This window comes from Bradyrhizobium sp. USDA 4532 (genome assembly GCF_024171315.1).
Taxonomy (GTDB): Bacteria; Pseudomonadota; Alphaproteobacteria; order Rhizobiales; family Xanthobacteraceae; genus Bradyrhizobium; species Bradyrhizobium australafricanum.
This window is the reverse complement of record NZ_JALJZN010000001.1, coordinates 2,458,312-2,473,981: the sequence shown is the minus strand read 5'-3', so window position 1 is coordinate 2,473,981 and position 15,670 is coordinate 2,458,312. Positions and strand designations below refer to the sequence as shown.

The 15,670-nt window shown below is 62.6% G+C and carries 15 protein-coding genes; 12 read left to right on the top strand and 3 right to left on the bottom strand.

Annotated elements, in window-relative coordinates:
• Nucleotides 1–49 precede the first annotated feature (49 nt).
• Nucleotides 50–970: a LysR substrate-binding domain-containing protein gene (locus tag J2R76_RS12075; protein ID WP_092084505.1), complete on the top strand. Its 921-nt coding sequence runs from the start codon at nt 50–52 to the stop codon at nt 968–970.
• Nucleotides 971–1,073: 103 nt separating this feature from the next.
• On the opposite strand, the gene J2R76_RS12070 is transcribed toward J2R76_RS12075, so the two are convergent.
• A complete protein-coding gene (locus tag J2R76_RS12070) occupies nt 1,074–1,436 on the bottom strand; it encodes a hypothetical protein (RefSeq protein WP_253624001.1) in 363 nt (120 codons plus the stop codon).
• A gap of 8 nt (nt 1,437–1,444) precedes the next feature.
• Complete coding sequence (locus tag J2R76_RS12065; RefSeq protein ID WP_253624000.1) at nt 1,445–1,975, bottom strand: hypothetical protein; 531 nt, start codon at nt 1,973–1,975, stop codon at nt 1,445–1,447.
• A 66-nt stretch (nt 1,976–2,041) separates the two neighbouring features.
• On the opposite strand from J2R76_RS12065, the gene J2R76_RS12060 reads away from it, so the two are divergent.
• The gene (locus tag J2R76_RS12060; RefSeq protein ID WP_225646071.1) at nt 2,042–2,653 is read left to right on the top strand and encodes an exopolysaccharide biosynthesis protein; all 612 of its coding nucleotides are present in this window, start codon (nt 2,042–2,044) and stop codon (nt 2,651–2,653) included.
• 109 nt (nt 2,654–2,762) lie between these two features.
• Nucleotides 2,763–3,035 (top strand): DUF2312 domain-containing protein, encoded by a 273-nt coding sequence (locus J2R76_RS12055; protein WP_016842183.1) that lies wholly within the window; start codon nt 2,763–2,765, stop codon nt 3,033–3,035.
• A gap of 216 nt (nt 3,036–3,251) precedes the next feature.
• Here the strand turns inward: J2R76_RS12055 and J2R76_RS12050 are convergent, their stop codons facing one another.
• A complete protein-coding gene (locus tag J2R76_RS12050) occupies nt 3,252–3,881 on the bottom strand; it encodes an alpha-ketoglutarate-dependent dioxygenase AlkB (protein ID WP_253623999.1) in 630 nt (209 codons plus the stop codon).
• A gap of 473 nt (nt 3,882–4,354) precedes the next feature.
• Here J2R76_RS12050 and J2R76_RS12045 point away from each other — a divergent pair, with 473 nt between their 5' ends.
• The 9 genes from J2R76_RS12045 to J2R76_RS12005 all read left to right on the top strand — a co-directional run bounded on the left by J2R76_RS12045 (nt 4,355) and on the right by J2R76_RS12005 (nt 15,551).
• On the top strand, nt 4,355–5,341 hold the full coding sequence (locus J2R76_RS12045) for an ABC transporter permease (RefSeq protein WP_057017121.1): 987 nt from the start codon (nt 4,355–4,357) through the stop codon (nt 5,339–5,341).
• A 59-nt stretch (nt 5,342–5,400) separates the two neighbouring features.
• Nucleotides 5,401–6,423 (top strand): sugar ABC transporter substrate-binding protein, encoded by a 1,023-nt coding sequence (locus J2R76_RS12040; RefSeq protein WP_028334112.1) that lies wholly within the window; start codon nt 5,401–5,403, stop codon nt 6,421–6,423.
• A 115-nt stretch (nt 6,424–6,538) separates the two neighbouring features.
• Entirely contained in the window at nt 6,539–8,650 is a 2,112-nt protein-coding gene (locus J2R76_RS12035) for an SMP-30/gluconolactonase/LRE family protein (RefSeq protein WP_253623998.1), read from the top strand.
• Nucleotides 8,651–8,653: 3 nt separating this feature from the next.
• Nucleotides 8,654–9,772, top strand: a complete 1,119-nt coding sequence (locus J2R76_RS12030; protein ID WP_057017124.1) for an SMP-30/gluconolactonase/LRE family protein — start codon at nt 8,654–8,656, stop codon at nt 9,770–9,772.
• A complete protein-coding gene (locus J2R76_RS12025; protein WP_253626001.1) occupies nt 9,769–11,310 on the top strand; it encodes a sugar ABC transporter ATP-binding protein in 1,542 nt (513 codons plus the stop codon). The genes J2R76_RS12030 and J2R76_RS12025 overlap by 4 nt, the downstream gene beginning before the upstream one ends.
• 49 nt (nt 11,311–11,359) lie before the next feature.
• The gene (locus tag J2R76_RS12020) at nt 11,360–12,115 is read left to right on the top strand and encodes a GntR family transcriptional regulator (protein ID WP_028345041.1); all 756 of its coding nucleotides are present in this window, start codon (nt 11,360–11,362) and stop codon (nt 12,113–12,115) included.
• A 111-nt stretch (nt 12,116–12,226) separates the two neighbouring features.
• Nucleotides 12,227–13,903, top strand: coding sequence for an AMP-binding protein (locus J2R76_RS12015; RefSeq protein WP_168856833.1), 1,677 nt, complete (start codon nt 12,227–12,229; stop codon nt 13,901–13,903).
• Between the two features lie 11 nt (nt 13,904–13,914).
• Complete coding sequence (locus tag J2R76_RS12010; protein WP_057017126.1) at nt 13,915–15,219, top strand: acyl-CoA dehydrogenase family protein; 1,305 nt, start codon at nt 13,915–13,917, stop codon at nt 15,217–15,219.
• A 137-nt stretch (nt 15,220–15,356) separates the two neighbouring features.
• On the top strand, nt 15,357–15,551 hold the full coding sequence (locus tag J2R76_RS12005) for a hypothetical protein (RefSeq protein WP_057017127.1): 195 nt from the start codon (nt 15,357–15,359) through the stop codon (nt 15,549–15,551).
• The last annotated feature ends 119 nt before the right edge of the window (nt 15,552–15,670 follow it).

Genomic DNA, 15,670 nt, shown 5'->3' with positions numbered 1-15,670 from the left:
CGGGGGATTGTAAAATTCGAAATATCGTTCGCTGATATCGGAAATTTTTATGTCTCTGACGTTCCGTCAGGTTCGGCATTTCATCGCAACCGCCGAGACCGGGCGCGTTTCGGCTGCCGCGGCGGCGCTCAGCGTGACGCAGTCTGCGGTCACCGCGTCCATCAAGGCGCTCGAGGCCGAGCTCGGCCACAAGCTGTTCGACCGTCACTCGAACGGCGTGACGCTGACCTTTGACGGACGGGAGTTCTTGCAACGTGCCCGCGCCATCGAGGCCAGCGTATCGGATGCGATACGCGGGCCGCATCGCTGGGGAATGCAGGTGGACGGCACCGTCGATGTCGCCGTCAGCTACACCATCGCCGGATATTTCCTGCCGCCCTTGTTGTCGCGTTTCTGGCGATCATTCCCGGGTATCACGGTGCGTCTCCACGAGTTTCCGCGCGACGCGATCGAGCAGAGCTTGATCAGCGGCAGCGTCGATGCGGCCATCATGCTGGTTGCAAACTTGCATGACCGGCACTCCATTCGCTCGCGGCTCTTGTTGCGCTCGCCGCGTCGCTTGTGGACCTGCGTCAATCATCCGCTGCTTCGCAAGGACAGCATCAAGCTGGCGGACCTGGTGAGCGAGCCCTATCTGATGTTGACCGTCGATGAAGCCGAACGCTCCGCGATGCGTTACTGGCAGCATACCGCGTACGTACCGAACGTCATCTTCCGGACCCTGTCGGTCGAAGCGGTTCGCAGCATGGTCGCAACCGGCATGGGAATTACGATCCTGTCCGACATGGTCTACCGTCCCTGGTCGCTGGAAGGACATCGCATCGATCTCAAGACGCTCGATGACGATGTCCACACCATGGATGTCGGGCTTGCCTGGAAGGACAAGGCGAAGCTTTCTCCGGCGGCTCGCGCGTTCTGCGAGTTCGTCGCTCATTCCTATCCCGGATCCGAGCCGGTCCAATTTGAATAGCGGACTTGCCCGTGCCAAGGCAGGTTTGATGATGGATTGGACCGAAGGTTGCCGACACGTGCCTCTGCGCCAACGTCGAACAGAGCAAAGGCGGCGCAGGACGTCAGGAGGTACCTGTCGGCTTGGACATCGCTGAAAGCGCGCGTCTCAGGGCAGTGGCGGCGACAACGCCTGCGCAGCAGCCGGCACCTTTGACGAATATGTCTTTTATGTAGCCATGCCTGCCGGCGAGCAGCTTTTGAATAAGTTCGAAGCCGACAATGACGGCGAGCAGTGCCAGCAAGATTGGCAGGACATGCTTCGGATAGGCGAGGGAAAAGACGGCTCCGACAACGAATAGGGCGACAAAACGATCGGCGTTTGGCGATATCAACGTGTGGGGACGAAATGCCATCGTCGTATCGGTGACGATGAAGAGGCCGAGGATCAAACCCCAAGCCAAAAATCGGAATGCGGTTTGGGGCATTTCTGAACTCAACGGGCCATGCCGCCGGGCGCGACATTGAGCGGTGCGCCGCCAGTCGAAACGGGACCTGAAGGCCTGACGGCCCGAGGCGGCGGCTTTCTCGGCTGCGGGGTAGTTGGCGGGATCGGGGCACGCGGCGCCTCGGCCGTAACAGGTGGCGGTCGCGCTGTCGGCGGGGGCAGATGCTGCAACTCTTCGACCTTCGAGGTCAGGACCGCCAACTGGTCGGTAATGGCCTTCAACTGCGCCTGCCCGTCGGCTACTGACCGATCGAGTGCGGCGAGGTCTTCCTCGAGCTTCTGTTGGGCCGCGAGGAGAGTTGGCAACGCCTCCTTGTCGCTCGTCGTCATCGCTCCGCCGGACGATTCGTGGCTTATGGCGGGGACCAATGCCGCGACTTCGGGCCAAGCGTAGACGCCGCCGGCGCCGACAAGGGCGACGACGACGATCAGAAGAAACCATGGCCAGCGGCGGCGACCGGCGGGCAGGGGGCTGTTCGGCGCATGGCCGTGCCACGCCTGGTCGGAATCGTTGTCCATCAATGCTTCCTAGGCGCCTCTGGCATTCGTTGCAATCGATACGGAGTTCGACCATGTTACCGGGTAATGCTTCATTTGCCCGCTCCCCTCTCAGCGCCTACCCGTACTTCCCAGCTCCTCGAAGAACTCGTCGCGCAAGCACCTGACGGCCCCGTCGACCTCGAATGGCTCCTCAGCCATCTGGACAGGCGCTCGTTCGGATTGCTCCTGCTGTTGCTGGGGCTGCTCGTGATCGTCCCCGGCGTGGCCACAATTGCGACGCTGGCCCTCCTGTTTCCGGCGGTCGAGATGATGTTGGGGCACAGTGCTCCATCTTTTCCCCGCTTCCTGTCGAAGCGGCCGTTCGACTTCAAGCGATTCAAGCGGTTCACCGTCAGGGCGGGTCCGCTGCTGCGCGCGATCGAGAACATCAGCCGGCCGCGCTGGAATGCGCGCCATGACGTGACTGACCGGCTTGTTGGGTTGGTCGTGTTCCTGTTGGGTCTGTTGGCGGGCTGGCCCCTGCCTCTGGTCAATGTCATTCCCGGGATTGTGGTCGTCCTGATCGCGATCGCTTACCTGCAGGAAGATGGTCTGCTGCTGGCCGTAGCAATGGCGGCCGCGGTGATGTCCCTGCTTGGCCTTGGATGGACGCTCTGGACGTCGGCCGCGGCCGTGATCAGCTGGATCGCGGTCTGAAATACCGCGGCAAGCCGCGGGATAGATGCGCTACAGGAACCGATGAAGCTTAAGACATTGGTTATCACTTTGCTTTCATTTTCACCGCCTCATTCAACAAAGAGGCACCATGTCTGACATCACCATTCCCGGCGGAAAAATTCGTTCTTTCATCGAGCGGATCGAGAATCTGGACGCTGAACTGCAGGAACTGAACGAGCAGAAGAAGGAAGTTTTTTCGGAAGCCAAGGGTGAGGGTTTCGACGTGAAGATCCTCAAGGAGATCGTCAAACTGCGAAAGCAGGATCAGGATGAGCGCGACGAGCGCGAATCGCTGCTCGATCTCTATATGCGCGCCATGGAAACGGCACCGGCCGACAAGGCTGCTGCGAAAGCGGCGTGAGACGCCCGCTGCGTTCCCCGCGATCGACACTCCGGGGGCGCGCGATCTCTCGGCGGACGAACTTCCCAAGTTCGTCCGCCCCCGTCTCATCAACCATTCGCGCGGCGTTGGTCGCACCTTCCGCTCATGATTGCGTCTTCCGATCGGATCGAAGTAGCGCTCGATCAGGGTTGATGCGGCGATGCGCAACGGAGCGCTGGAACCGGCAATCCAAGGTTATCGCGACGCTTTGGCGCCCCGCACCGTTTCGACCATGGTTCGGAAGGTGATCGAGTATCTGGGGGCCTCGACCGGCGGAATGCTGTGCTCCCATATCTGCCGTGCATCACCGGCCATCAGGTAGAGTGATCGGGGCGCCGCATCGAGCGTGAACCGCTCCCATCCGTTTTCCGTCCGACGACGAAAGCGGAACTTGCATGCGGATCCCAGGGACAGTCCGAAAATCCTGTCGAAATGCGGCTTGTCGCGGTGCCAGCCGATACCGACGCCGCAATCATACTCGGTGCACAGGATCTGCCCGATCTCGGTCGACACGCCGCCGAAGGATTGGATCGCGGCGACGATGCCGTTTAACCAGGAGGGGATCGGTTCGGCACATTCCAGTCGGCGCGACGCATAGTCGTACCGGTAACCGAACGAAGCCACGCGGCGCTTGCCTTCGAACTGTCCGAACTGGAAGGGGGCAAGCGGAAGTGCCCGGATGTGGCGGATGAGCTCGCCCTCGGTTGCTTTGGAGATGAAATCCGGCGCGTAGCGCAGACCCGCCGGTCCTGCGGCTGGCGCATCGAACATCGACAGTTGCTCGGACAATCTGGTGCCGTCAGTGATTGCGAACCTGCCACCCATATGGGCGCGTCGAGACTGAATTTAAACCGGCCGTCAGGTCGCTCGGGCTTCCATCTGGCGCGGCTTCGATGGGCGAAAGGCAGCGTCAAACCTCGGTCTCGGCATTCTCTTTCGCCACGATCTTCAGGCCTTGGCCAGGAGCGATTGCCGCAACGTCGTCGGCTTCGTTCCGTCGCCGCGGGTGACGGCGCTATGAGGACCAGTTGGCCTTAGGGACAGGCTCTCAAGCCGAATGTATCCAATATAGCAATGTCGGCTTCAAAAGGACCGATCGAACTCGGAAAATGCGCTTCGATCGCGGACGCCAGAACATACATATATCCATTTAGATATAGATAGTTATGGAGGGCTTCAGGTGTGAATATATCCTCCGGTCAAACCAGCTGCTGTCCAAAATTTGGATACGGAGATTGACTTCTGGATACATTCTGTTCAATTTCCGCTCACAATAAAATCAATCCTGGGAGGACCCGGTGACCGGCAGTTCGGGAGCGCGCGGGGCGAAATTGACGCAGACGACGGCCGTGCTGGTGATGTGCGCGGTCCTGATCGTCATTTTTTCGATCTTCCTGAAGGGCTTCCTGACGCTGGGCAATCTGTTCGCGCTGGCGCGCAACATTTCGATACTCGGCATTCTCGCGCTCGGCATGGCCGTGGTCGTGATCGGGCGTGGACTGGATCTGTCGCAAGTCGCCTCCTTTGCCGCGTCCACCGCGATCGCGATCATCCTGATGAATTCGGGCTACGCGACGCCGGTCGCGCTGCTGATCGGCTTCGTGATGGCGATCGCCATCGGCATCCTGAACGGGTTTCTGATCTCGGTGATCGAGATGCCGCCGCTGTTGACGACGCTGGCGTCGAGCCTTGCGGTGCTGGGGATCGTGCGCACCACAGCGGTGCAGCACTATGTCGTCTATCTTTCCAAGGGGCATGACGAATTCCTGCGGCTCGGCGGAAACATCTGGGGCGGCGTTCCGATCTCGATCCTGATCTTCGCGGCCACCGCGGTCGTGGTGCATCTTTTCCTGTCGCGCACCGTGATCGGGCGCTTCGTCTATGCCCATGGCGACAATCCCGACGCCGCGCGTCAGACCGGTCTGCCGACCCGCCCGCTGACCATGATCGAGTACGCGCTGTGCGCCGCGATCGGGTATGTCGGCGGTGTCGTGATGGTCGCGCAGACGGCGCTGATGCATCTCCAGGTCGCGGAATCGACGATCATTTTCGACGTCATCATGGTTGTGGTGCTCGGTGGCGTCAGCCTCGTCGGCGGCCGCGGCAACGTGATGAGCGTCATCGCCGGAACGCTGCTGATCGGCGTGCTGCTGAACGGCATGACCATCATGGACATGGACGTGCAGACCCAGAACATCGTCAAGGGTGTCGTGCTGCTGATCGCGATCCTGCTCGATTCCCGGCTGCATCCGCGCGACGAGGAGACGTCGAAGCAGGGCGATTAAAGCTCTGCATCAACCAACGGGCCGCAACAGTCGGCCGACATAACAGGGGAGGAATTGACATGACGAAAGCTGTGCACAGGAGGGCGTTTGCCGGCATCGGGCTGGCGGCGATGGTGGCAACCGCCGCACTGGTGGCGGCGCCATCGCAGGCGGCCGGGCCGCGCGACCAGCTGCGCGAGAAATTCGACAAGTCGCTCAAGGGCAAGACGGTGGCCTGGTCGCCGGTCTGGATGGGCGTTCTGGAATCCGAATGGACGCGCGTGATGAAGGATCGTTTCGACGATTACGGCATCAAGCTCGTCACCCGCGACGCCAACATGAAGTCCGACATCCAGCTTCAGACCGTCAGCGACTATATCAACGACAAGCCCGACGTGATCGTGGTGCAAAATCCGAACGTCACGCTGCTCGCCAAGGAGCTCAAGCGTGCGATGGACGCCGGCATCTATGTCGTGCAGGTCAACATGGCGTCGAATACCCTGACCGATGCCTATGTCGGCGTCGATGCCAAGGATCTCGGCACCAAGATCGCGCGCGAGGTCATCAATCAGTGTGGCGGCGGCAAGGGCTCCGGCGAGGTTGCGATCCTTGAAGGCGAGGCGACCGCAGCCTATTCGCTCGACATGAAGAATGGCGCGATGGAGGTGTTCAAGACCGACCCGTCGATCAAGGTCGTGTCGTCGCAGCCGACCAGCTGGGACGCCAACAAGGCCGGCGACATCACGACAACCGTGTTGCAGCAGCATCCCAAGCTGTGCGGGATCCTCAGCGTCTGGGGACCGCAAACCGCGGGCGCGGCGCAGGCGATCAAGGCGGCCAACATGGGCGACAAGGTGAAGGTGTTCGTCGCCAGCGACGGCCAGCCTGCGGATTGCGATCTGCTCGAGCAAGGCGCGTTCTCCGCGAACCTGTCGTATCGCGCCGACGTGCAGGGCCAGACCATCGCCGACGCGGTGATTGCGCTGTTGCAGAGCGGCGACAAGCCGGGCGCGAAGAACATCGCCTATTACACGACCCCCGCCTGGGTGAAGTCGAAGGACGATCGCATGTACTGCTTCAGCATCCCGAAGGGCGCGAAGTAAGTCGTTCCGTCGCCCGCGCCCACCGCGGCGCGGGCAGGCCGGAGCTGCCGATCCAAATCCCCCGTGTCGTCCCGCCGTTCGGCCGCTGCTGCGCCGAGCCCGCCGGAGTCTGTTGATGAAGAGCTTGCAACGAGCCTGGCACCGCCATTCGCCCCAGTTGTTCCTGGGCGAACTGCTTGAGAAGCGCTGGATGGAGCCGATCATTCCATTCACGCTGACGATCGCGGTTTTCCTGGCCTTCGCGATCATGATCCCGCGCTACCTGACGGCGGGCAGCCTGCAGGAATTGATGCGGAATTTCGCGGAGCAGGGCATGGTCGCGGTCGCGATGGCCTTCTCCGTGCTGTCGGGCGGCATCGACCTGTCGGTCGGCGCGGTGTTCGCGATGTCGAACTTCCTCGCGCTCTATCTGTATCTCATCCTCGGGCTGCCGCTGCCCGTGACCATCGTGCTTGTGGTCCTGTTCGGTGCGGCGATGGGCGCGATCAACGGCGGCCTGATTGCCTACGGCAAGACCCGGCCGTTCCTGACGACGCTCGTCGTCCTCATCATCGTCCGCGCGGCCTACAACAAGGTGACGGTTGCGTTCACGAACGAACTCGCGAGCATCGACAGCGGGTCCAGTACGTGGGACTTCATGGGCTCGGGGAGGGTTCTCGGCATTCCCTTCAACATGCTGGTGCTGATCCTGCTTGCGGTCGGAACCCACTTCTTCCTCACCCGCATCAAGCCCGGCGTCCACATCATGGCGGTCGGGTCGAGCCGCAAGGCGGCCCGCCACGCCGGCGTCAACGTCAAGCGCGTGCTGTTCTCCGCCTATGTGATGTCGGGCGCGATCGCGGCGCTGGCGGGGATCCTCTATGCCGCGCGGCAGAGCAGCTCGGGCACCGACACCGGCGTCGGCTGGGAGATCAACGCGCTGGCCGCGGTGGTGCTCGGCGGCATCAGCCTGGCCGGCGGCCGCGGTACCATCGCGCGCGCCGTCATGGGCGCGGCGATCATCTTCATGCTCACCAGCGGCATGGTTCGGCTCGGCATCTCCGGCAACCTGACCACCGCCATCATCGGCATCATCCTGCTGCTTGCAGTCGGCTTCAACGTGAAGTGGGTCAAGAACAAGGGCAAGGTGCTGCAAAAGGTCTACGTCACCCCAAGCTGGGTTGATTTCGAGCCGCCGCCGTCGGTCGAGCGGGGCAGCGGCACGCCGTTCGCGGAGAACGATCGCCTGAAGAACGCGGAAGCGATCGCGCTCAACATGATCGAAGGCCCGGAAGACATCATCCTTGACCGCAAGGACAACCTCTACACCGTCAACCGCAACGGTTCGATCATCCGCTTTCTCGCGCCTGACTATACCGTGCGCGAGGAATTCGCACGCATCGGCGGCCGGCCCCTCGGGTTGGCGTTCGATCGGGATCAGAACCTCCTCGTCTGCATCGCGGGCATGGGCGTTTACGGCGTGAAGCCCGATCGCTCGGTCTTCAAGGTCACCGACCGCACCACGCGCACGCGTACGCGCCTCAAGGACGATTCGCGGCTCTATCTCGCTGACGACCTCGACGTCGCGCCCGACGGCAAGATCTATTTCAGCGAGGCCTCGACCCGCTATGAACTGACCGACTGGGCGCTCGACGGCTTTGAGGGGCGCGGCAACGGCCGGCTGATCTGCCACGATCCGAAGACCGGCACCACCAGGACGGTCCTCAAGAACTTGACGTTCCCGAACGGCATCTGCATTTCGCATGACGGTCAGTCGGTGCTGTGGGCCAGCACCTGGCTATGCCAGATCAATCGCTTCTGGATCGCCGGCCCGAAGGCGGGCACCAGCGAAATCCTGATCGACAACCTTCCGGGCTATTGCGACAACATCAACCGCGCATCCGACGGCAAGTACTGGCTCGCCTTCGTCGGCCTGCGCACGCCGGTCTACGACCTTGCGATGCGCAACCCTGTTTTCCGCACCCGCATGGTCAAGCAGATCCCGCCGGACGAATGGCTGTGTCCGGGCATCAACTACGGCTGCGTGGTCAAGTTCGACGACAACGGCGTGGTGACGGAATCGCTCTGGGATCCAGGCGGGCTTTCGCATCCGACCATCACGTCGGTCCGTGAACACAAGGGCTATCTCTATATCGGGGGTCTGGAGAACAACCGCATCGGCCGCATCCGCCTGCAGGACGCCGACCCGACCTGGGAAGCGCACAAGTCCTATTGGGGAAGGGCCTGAGCCATGTCTCTGCTTGGCGATATCATCGATCGCGTGCTGTCCCCGAACCGGGAAATTCACGGCATTCCGGTGCTCGACGGCGCCTTCTCCCCGAACCAGCGGCTCGATCAGGCGCGCCAGCTCGGCGACGAGATCGAGCGACCGGACGACATTGCGCTCGGGCAGGACGGTGCGCTCTACGTCTCGACCGGCAACCACGTCCTGCGTTGCACGGGAGACGACTTCAACACGCGCACGGAGTTCGCGACGCTCGACGGCCCGGTCGGCGGGCTTGCCTGCACGCCGGACGGCCGGCTGCTCGCCTGCGTCTCCGGCGTGGGGCTGGTGGCGCTTTCGCCGGCTGGCGAGATCATCGGCAAGCTCGAAAGCGTCGGCGGTGAAAAGATTGCCTGTCCGCTGTCGGTGACGGTCGCGCCGGACGGGGCGATCTACCTGACCGACGGCTCGCGAAACAATCGGCCAGAGCATTGGCTGACCGACCTGATGCAGAACCGCGCCCCCTCGGGCCGGCTCATCGCCTGCAATTCCTCGCTCGGCAGTGCGAGCGTGCGTGCGGACAAGCTCGCATGGCCGCTCGGCTTGGTCGTATCCGGCGACGGCAAGGAGGTCTGGGTCGCCGAATCCTGGACCCACCGCCTGACCGCTTTTTCACGCACGGGTGACGACAGGCGCGTGATCGTCAAGAATCATACCGGCTACCCGGCGCGTCTTGCCCGAGGCGCGAACGGTGAGGTCTGGATGGCCTTCCTCGCGCTGCGCACGCAATTGACCGAATTCGTCCTGCGCGAGCGGGCATTCTGCGAAGAGATGATGCGGACGGTGCCACCTGAGCTTTGGATCGGGCCGGCGCTGGATGGCCGCCTCAATCCGCGCGAACCGACCCAGATCGGCCGCATCAAGAAACTCGGTATCCAGAAGCCGTGGGCGCCGCCGCGTTCCTATGGTCTCGTCGCCCGGCTCGACGACAAGGGCGCGGCGACCGAGACGCTGCACAGCCGCGTCGATGGTCGGGTTCATGGAATCACCGCCGTCCGCCCGATCGGCTCGCGCGTGCTGGCGGTGTCCAAGGGACGCGATTGCCTCGTCGAACTGCCGCCTGGTCGCGGCATGCAGGAAGGATGAACGCCATGCCGGCGGAACAACAGGCAGGGACCCCGCTGCTGCGGATCGTCAATGGCAGCAAGGTCTATGGCGGTCTGAACGCCATCGATGGTGTCAATTTCGATCTGCGGCCGGGCGAAATCCACGCGCTGCTAGGAGAAAACGGCGCGGGGAAATCGACGCTGTGCAAGGCGATTGCCGGTGCGATCGTGCTGACCTCCGGCGACTACCTGATCCAGGGACGCAAGGTTTCGTTCGCGTCGCCGAAGGAAGCGCTCGAGGGTGGGGTCGCGATGGTCTACCAGGAATCCAGCCTGGTCCCGTCGATGACGGTGGCGCAGAACCTTGAACTCGGCATGGAGAAATGGGTCACGGTCTACAGCAAGATCAACATCGCCGCGACCCAGTCGCTGCAATCGATGAACTTCAACGTCGACCCGCTGGTGCTGGTGGAGAATCTCGGAACCGCCAAGCGGCAGATGGTCGAAATCGTGCGTGCGGTTCGCCACAACGCCCAGGTCTTCATCTTCGATGAGCCGACCGCATCGCTGACCCCTGAAGAGACCCAGCACCTGTTCCATCTTCTCAACACCCTGAAAGAGAAGGGCGCCGGGATCATCTTCATCTCGCATGCTCTGGAAGAGGCATTGAACATCGCGGATCGCATCACCGTGCTGCGCGATGGCAAGCTGGTCGCCACTGTACCGGCGAAGGACGTCACGCGTGACGCCCTGGTGCGGATGATGGTTGGCCGTGAGGAAACCGCAGCGCAGTACGCGACCCACGGGGCTGATCCGGATGCGCCGAAGCCGCATGCCTCCCGCGGTGAGAAGGTGCTTTCGGTCGAGAACGTGACGATGGGCAGCATCGTCAAGAACATGTCGTTCTCGGTGTTCAATGGAGAAGTCGTCGGCATCTTCGGGCTGGTCGGGGCAGGACGCTCCGAGATCGCGCAGATCGTCAGCGGCGCCCGCAAGCGCAACTTCCTGCGCGGCGGGATGATCTATCTGCGGGACAAGCCGATCCGCTACCGGGTGCCGCGGCAGGCGGTGCGCGACGGAATCGCCTACATCACCGAGGATCGCAAGGTCGACGGTTTCTTCGAGACGATGACGGTGGATCAGAATATCTATCTTGGCTATCTGTCGTCGCCGCGCGTCAAGCGGTTCCTTTACTCCGCGCGCGAGATGAAACGGATCGCCGATCAATGGATCTCGGCGCTCTCGATCTCTGCATTGAAGCGGACGCTGAAGATTGTCGAATATTCCGGCGGCAACCAACAGAAAGTCGTGGTGGGAAAATCTCTGGCCCAGGAGCCTACGGTGGTCATCTTCGACGAACCGACGCGTGGTGTCGATGTGAGCGCCATTCCACAAATTCACGAGGCGATTCGCAGGCTGGCGCGCGAGAACAAGGCGGTTGTCGTTATTTCTTCCTATCTGCCGGAGATTCTGGCTATCTCGGATCGGATCCTGGTCGCTCGCGGCGGACGTATCGTCGAGGAAATGGCACGGGCTGATGCGACCGAGGACAAGATCATGTACGCGGCCATTCATTGAAGGAGGGCCTTTCATGAGTCCTTATCAGCGGCCTCCCCATTGGAAGGACATGACGCGGGACGGCAATGAGGACGATCCGGAGTCCCGTCGCCTGATGAGCGAGAGGATCGCAAGCGAGATTCGCAGCGCGGTGCTGAGCGGCGAGATGCGGCCAGGCACGCGGATTCGGCAGGAGCTTCTTGCGGCCCATTTCGGAGCCAGCCGCATTCCCGTGCGCGAGGCGCTGAAGCAGCTCGAGAACGAGGGGCTCGTCGTGATGGCGCCGAACCGTGGCGCCTGGATTGCGGACGTCAATTCGGAAGAATCGATCGAGATCTACAAGATCCGTGAAGCGGTCGAGCCGCTTGCCATCGGCGAAAGCGTTCCAAATCTGACCGACGAGGATATCGAGACGCTTGACCGCATTGTGCGCGAACTTGAGCAGGTCACCACGCTCGAGGAGTACATCCAGCTTGATCGGGAGTTTCATCTACGGACCTATTCGCGGGCGCGGATGCCGCAACTGCTCGCGATGGTCGAACGCTTCTGGAACAGCACGCAGCATTTCCGGCGACAGTTTGTGAGCGAGACCTATGCCAAGGACGGGTTTCCGTTCTCCGATCCCCAGCATGTCCTGATCATGGACGCGATCCGGGCGCGCGATGTCGAAGCTGCACAGGTGTTGGTGCGTCTCCACATCCGGCGCACGCGCGTTGTCATTCAAGCAAAAGAGAGTGGGGCGGCCCAGCCGCCCCTTGCAAGCCGTGCCGCGCTTCCGCATGCGCGTCTCGGCTCGGTCTATCGAGGAAAAAGTGCCAATGAGTAGTGGCGGCGAACGCCTTTTGCCACGGTTCCTGCTGCGCCAGGTGGCGGCGGGCTATAGCGGCCGCCGGCCCGGACGGGGCTGCCATCGTTGCGACAGTGGTGGCAAGCGGCGATGACTGTCGACCTGGATTCCGTGTCGCGTGCACGCGCTTACGAGGAAGCCGCGGGCCGGCTGCGCGCGCGGCTCGGGGAATCGGTCGCTCCGCCCGATCCCGGAAGGCGGACGGCGCTTGATCTGTTTCGAGCCGCGCCGCGCGAGGCGCCGGCCGTGTTCTATTTCGATGCGACGCAGACCTATGCCGATATCGATCGGCTCAGCGACCGGCTCGCCGCCCGCTTCGCGCAAAAAGGAGTCGGGCGCGGCGATAGGGTCGCCGTCATTCTTCAGAATGTGCCGCAGTTCGTCATCGTCAGCGTAGCGGCCTGGAAGGTCGGGGCCATCGTCGTCAGCCTCAACCCGATGTACCGCACGCCAGAGCTTCGCAAGCTGTTCGGGGATTGCGAGCCGAAGGCGGTGATCTGCCACGACGATCAATGGGAGAACGTTTTCCTGGCCGCCGGTTCGGTCGATTCCGAGCTGGTGTTCTGGACCGGCGCTCGGGAATTCCAGCTGCGAAACGATGTCCGGGTGCTGCCGGTGCCGGGCGCAGCTCCGCAGGCCCGGGCGCTGGCGACGGTTTTCGCCGAAAATGCAGCCGCACCACCGGCACCGGTTCTGACGTCCGACGACATCGCCCTTCTCTTGTATACCTCCGGAACCACGGGCGTTCCAAAGGGCGCCATGCTCACGCATCGCAATCTGGTGGCGACCGCGTTGATCTGTTGCGATCATTTCGAATTGAACGGCACGTCGTGCATCTTTGGGGTCGCGCCGCTGTTCCACATCACCGGCTTTGAGATCCAGATGGTCGCGGCGTTTGCCGCGCGTGCAGCGATGGTGCTGACCTATCGCTTCCAGCCCCAGGTCGCGCTCGATGCCTTCCTTGAATGGCGGCCGACATTCATCGTCGGTGCCATCACCGCGTACATCGCGCTGATGAACCAGGCTGACGCAACGAGCCGGCATTTCGAGAGCTTCGTACATATCTATTCCGGCGGCGCGCCGATCGCGCCCTCGGTCATCGATGCCTTTGCGAAACGGTTTGGACGGGCGATCCGCAGTTCCTATGGAATGACCGAACTGACCTCTGCAAGCCATCTTGCGCCCAACGAAGGTCGGATTCCGGTCGATCCCGACTCAGGCGCGCTGTCGATCGGCAGGCCGACTTCGGGCGTCGATGCGATCGTCGTCGACGACGAGCGCCGCCCGCTCGGACCCGGCGCGCATGGCGAGGTGGTTGTGCGTGGCTCAGGTGTGATGGCCGGCTACTGGAGGAAGCCGGCGGAAACCGACGAGGTGCTGACCAACGGCTGGCTGCATAGCGGCGACGTCGGCTTCTTTGACGAGAGCGGCTGGTTCTACCTCGTGGACCGCAAGAAGGACATGATCTCCGCCTCCGGCTTCAAGGTCTGGCCGCGCGAAGTCGAAGACGTGATCTATGGCTTTCCGGGCGTGCGCGAAGCAGCCGTCGTCGGCGCCGCCGATCCCTATCGCGGCGAGACGGTGGTCGCCTTCGTCTCCGCTCAACCCGGCACCGTGATCGATGTTGCCGCGCTCTCGCGCTTCTGCCGCGAGCGACTGGCGGCCTACAAGTGCCCGGTCGACATTCGCGTGCTGGACGATCTGCCGAAGACGGAATCCGGAAAAATCACCCGAAACACGCTCAGGGACGGCCTACGCGGCCGGTAAGGAGAATCTACATGGATATCACCCAAAGCGAGCGCAGCCAGCAACTGGCCGCGCGTCTCCAGCGCTTCATGATGGAGCACATCTATCCGAATGAGCGCCGATACTATCAGGAGGCCGAGCGGCTCGGGCCCTGGGCTGTGCACCCGGTTGTCGAGGAACTGAAGCCGCTCGCACAACAGGCCGGCCTGTGGAACCTGTTTCTACCCGCTCACGAGGACGGGCTGACCAATCTCGAATATGCCCCGCTGTGCGAGATCATGGGACGTTCGCATCTTGCTCCCGAGGTCTTCAATTGCAGCGCCCCTGACACGGGCAACATGGAGACCATCCTGCGCTACGGAACGGAGGCGCAGAAGGAACGCTGGCTGAAGCCCTTGCTGGCCGGCGAGATCCGTTCTTCCTTTGCGATGACGGAGCCCGACGTTGCCTCGTCCGACGCGACCAATGTGGCCAGCTCGATCGTCCGTGATGGCGACGATTACGTGATCAACGGTCGCAAATGGTACACCACCGGCGCCACCGATCCGCGATGCAAGATCATCATCTTCATGGGGCAGACCGATCCGCAGAATCCGGATCGTCACAAGCGTCAGTCGATGATCCTCGTGCCGAAGGAGACGCCCGGCGTGCATGTCGTCCGTTCGCTGCCCGTGCTCGGCTTCTACGGCGTCCCGGATCGTGCATCCGAGGTGATATTCACCAATGTACGCGTGCCGGCCGCCAACATGCTGCTCGGCGAGGGGCGTGGGTTCGAGATCGCGCAGGGTCGGCTCGGGCCCGGACGCATTCATCATTGCATGCGGCTGATCGGCCTCTCCGAGCGCGTGCTCGAGCGCATGTGCCGACGCGCGCTGAAACGCGTCGCCTTCGGCAAGCCTCTCGCCGAGCAAACCGTGACGCTCGAGCGCGTGGCCGAAGCGCGCATGAAGATCGACCAGGCGCGGCTGCTGACGCTCAGAGCGGCCTACATGATGGACACGGTCGGCAACAAGGCAGCGCGGCAGGAAATCGCGATGATCAAGGTCGTCGCGCCGAACATGGCGCAGACCATTGTTGACTGGGCGATCCAGGCGTTCGGGGGAGGCGGCACCAACAACGACCATTTCCTTTCGGCAGCGCTCGCGACGACTCGCTTGTTGCGACTGGCCGACGGCCCCGACGAGGTCCACCGCAACCAGATCGGCAAGCTCGAATTGCGCCGATGGCTCAACGTCGATCCCGCACGGACCGGCGGTGGCGCGGATCCGTTGTCGCCCGATGAATCCGAATCCTGGTCCGAAGGCGGCTTGTGGCCGCGCCCGAAAGATTTGCCATAGGCGGGTTGGGAAGGGGCTGGAGCCGGAGCGCATCGGCTCCAGCGCTGATCAACAAAAGGAGAGTTGTGAGCGATCTCACAGGGGGACGTCGAATCCTGCACTAGTCAGGACTCTCCCAGAACCAACGGAGGTTCCGCATGAAGCTCCTGATGATCGCCGGCCTGACCGCCCTCGCGCTTTTTCTGGCTGCGACGAATGTCCCGAGATCGCATCCATCGTCCGTGAGCCACACATCGGTGGCAGGGATGCCCGCTGTGCAAGAACAAGACAAGCTGCCGGTTGAAGATTTCGACGATCGATCGCTGGTGTTTCCGAGGGGAACTCAGCAATAGAGAGAATGGTGCCGTCGCATCCGAACGCATTCGGTTCGGGATGAGCGGGCTGGAAATCGTCTGGCGTTGAACAGCGCGACGCGTCGGACGGGTTGTTCGCTTGCGCAGCCCCCGTCGCG

Excerpts from the sequence above, each read along its gene's own strand:
- J2R76_RS12075 (WP_092084505.1), top strand. The coding sequence starts at position 50 with ATGTCTCTGACGTTCCGTCAGGTTCGGCATTTCATCGCAACCGCCGAG.
- J2R76_RS12070 (WP_253624001.1), bottom strand. The coding sequence starts at position 1,436 with ATGCCCCAAACCGCATTCCGATTTTTGGCTTGGGGTTTGATCCTCGGC.
- J2R76_RS12065 (WP_253624000.1), bottom strand. The coding sequence starts at position 1,975 with ATGGACAACGATTCCGACCAGGCGTGGCACGGCCATGCGCCGAACAGC.
- J2R76_RS12060 (WP_225646071.1), top strand. The coding sequence starts at position 2,042 with ATGCTTCATTTGCCCGCTCCCCTCTCAGCGCCTACCCGTACTTCCCAG.
- J2R76_RS12055 (WP_016842183.1), top strand. The coding sequence starts at position 2,763 with ATGTCTGACATCACCATTCCCGGCGGAAAAATTCGTTCTTTCATCGAG.
- J2R76_RS12050 (WP_253623999.1), bottom strand. The coding sequence starts at position 3,881 with ATGGGTGGCAGGTTCGCAATCACTGACGGCACCAGATTGTCCGAGCAA.
- J2R76_RS12040 (WP_028334112.1), top strand. The coding sequence starts at position 5,401 with ATGACGAAAGCTGTGCACAGGAGGGCGTTTGCCGGCATCGGGCTGGCG.
- J2R76_RS12035 (WP_253623998.1), top strand. The coding sequence starts at position 6,539 with ATGAAGAGCTTGCAACGAGCCTGGCACCGCCATTCGCCCCAGTTGTTC.
- J2R76_RS12030 (WP_057017124.1), top strand. The coding sequence starts at position 8,654 with ATGTCTCTGCTTGGCGATATCATCGATCGCGTGCTGTCCCCGAACCGG.
- J2R76_RS12025 (WP_253626001.1), top strand. The coding sequence starts at position 9,769 with ATGAACGCCATGCCGGCGGAACAACAGGCAGGGACCCCGCTGCTGCGG.
- J2R76_RS12020 (WP_028345041.1), top strand. The coding sequence starts at position 11,360 with ATGACGCGGGACGGCAATGAGGACGATCCGGAGTCCCGTCGCCTGATG.
- J2R76_RS12015 (WP_168856833.1), top strand. The coding sequence starts at position 12,227 with ATGACTGTCGACCTGGATTCCGTGTCGCGTGCACGCGCTTACGAGGAA.
- J2R76_RS12010 (WP_057017126.1), top strand. The coding sequence starts at position 13,915 with ATGGATATCACCCAAAGCGAGCGCAGCCAGCAACTGGCCGCGCGTCTC.
- J2R76_RS12005 (WP_057017127.1), top strand. The coding sequence starts at position 15,357 with ATGAAGCTCCTGATGATCGCCGGCCTGACCGCCCTCGCGCTTTTTCTG.